This window comes from Pseudomonas sp. 18.1.10, from assembly GCF_024655625.1.
GTDB lineage: Bacteria > Pseudomonadota > Gammaproteobacteria > Pseudomonadales > Pseudomonadaceae > Aquipseudomonas.
In genome coordinates this window covers 1-1,696 of the sequence record NZ_JANLGL010000440.1, presented here as the reverse complement: position 1 = coordinate 1,696, position 1,696 = coordinate 1, and the positions used below count along the sequence as shown (strand labels likewise).

Genomic DNA, 1,696 nt, shown 5'->3' with positions numbered 1-1,696 from the left:
GCGGCGGTGGGTCAGCAGATGTATCAACTGACAGACCGCATTCGCGAGCAAGCCCGCTCCCACATTTTTTTGATCTTCAGGGGTTTTTAGACTGTGTTGGGTCAGGCCTTGGCGGCGGCGAGGATCAGGGCCTTCATCTCGGCCACAGCACCTTTGAAGCCGACAAACAGCGCATGGGCCACCAGCGCATGGCCGATGTTCAGCTCGTTGATGCCTTTGATCGCCGCCACCGCTTCAACGTTGTGGTAATGCAGACCGTGACCGGCGTTGACGATCAGGCCTTCACGCAGGCCAACGGCAACCCCGTCGATGATGCGTTGCAGCTCATCGGCCACTTCGGTCGGGGTGGTGGCGTCGGCATAACGCCCGGTGTGCAACTCGATGGCCGGTGCGCCGACACGGCGCGAGGCTTCGATCTGGCGCTCGTCGGCGTCGATGAACAGCGAGACTTCGCTGCCGATCTGCGACAGGCGATCCACCGCGGCCTTGATCCGCGCTTCCTGGCCAGCCACGTCAAGGCCGCCTTCGGTGGTGAGTTCCTGGCGGGTTTCCGGCACCAGGCAGATGTGCGCCGGGCGGATGCGCTCGGCGAACGCCATCATCTCTTCGGTGACGCCCATTTCGAAATTCATGCGGGTTTGCAGCACGTCCTTGAGCAGCAGCACATCGCGCTCCTGGATGTGGCGGCGGTCTTCGCGCAGGTGCACGGTGATGCCGTCGGCGCCTGCTTCTTCGGCGTCCAGCGCGGCCTTGACCGGATCAGGGTAACGGGTGCCCCGGGCCTGGCGCAGGGTAGCGACGTGGTCGATATTGACGCCAAGAAGAATGCGATTGCTGCTGGTCACGGAAGCGCTCCTGAATAGGGAAAGAAACGCTGCACAGCATACACGGGGTTGTCAGGGCTTTCGAAACAACTCGCGACTGACCAGCGGCCGTCCGCCCAAGTGCACGGCCAGGGCTTGGCGCATCAGGCGTTTGGCGGCGGATAAAGCACCCGGCGCGCTCCAGTCGGCTTCGCTCATGGCCAGCAACTCGGTGCCTTGGAACAGGCCCGGTTGCAGCAGGTAGACGCGCTCCAGGCCGGCGTCCACTTGCAGGCGGTACATGCCGTCGGCGGCAATGGGCTCGCCGTGCAGGTCGTTGGCCAGTTCGAAACCGTAGCCCAGGTCGTCGAGCAGGCGCCATTCGAAGGCCCGCAGCAAGGGTTCCAGGGGGCGGCCTTCGGCAAGGGCGAGCAAGGTGGCGGCGTAGTGATCGAAGACAGCCGGATGGGGGTCTTCGGCGGGGAGCAGGCGAATCAGCAATTCGTTGAGGTAGAGACCGCTGAACAGCGCGTCGCCATTGAGCCAGGCAGAGGTGCCGACGCTTTCCAGGCGGCCGACGTTTTTCAGCTCGCCCTTGCCACGAAACTCCACGTCCAGGGCCACGAACGGCCGCGCCAACGTACCCGCCTTGCCCCGCGCGCTGCGCAAGACTGCACGCAGGCGGCCTTGGGGCGTGAGGAAGTCCACCAGGGCGCTGGTCTCGCGGTAGGCGCGGCTGTGCAGGACGTAGGCGGGTTGGCTGGTGGGTTGGGACATGGGCTCTCACTGCTGGAATGCATTGTTGAAAACTACACAAACCGAATGTGGGAGCGGGCTTGCTCGCGAATGCGGTGTGCCAGTCGACTTATCAGTGACTGATCCACCGCATTCGC

2 protein-coding genes are annotated in these 1,696 nt (G+C 64.0%); both read right to left on the bottom strand.

Annotated elements, in window-relative coordinates; translation table 11 throughout:
- Positions 1–101: 101 nt before the first annotated feature.
- Positions 102–845: a pyridoxine 5'-phosphate synthase gene (pdxJ, locus tag NUV89_RS29565; protein WP_257784104.1), complete on the bottom strand. Its 744-nt coding sequence runs from the start codon at positions 843–845 to the stop codon at positions 102–104.
- Between the two features lie 51 nt (positions 846–896).
- On the bottom strand, positions 897–1,580 hold the full coding sequence (recO, locus tag NUV89_RS29560; protein ID WP_257784103.1) for a DNA repair protein RecO: 684 nt from the start codon (positions 1,578–1,580) through the stop codon (positions 897–899).
- Positions 1,581–1,696 lie beyond the last annotated feature (116 nt).

Bases quoted from the DNA above. Each gene is read 5' to 3' on its own strand.
- recO (WP_257784103.1), bottom strand. From the start codon at position 1,580: ATGTCCCAACCCACCAGCCAACCCGCCTACGTCCTGCACAGCCGCGCC.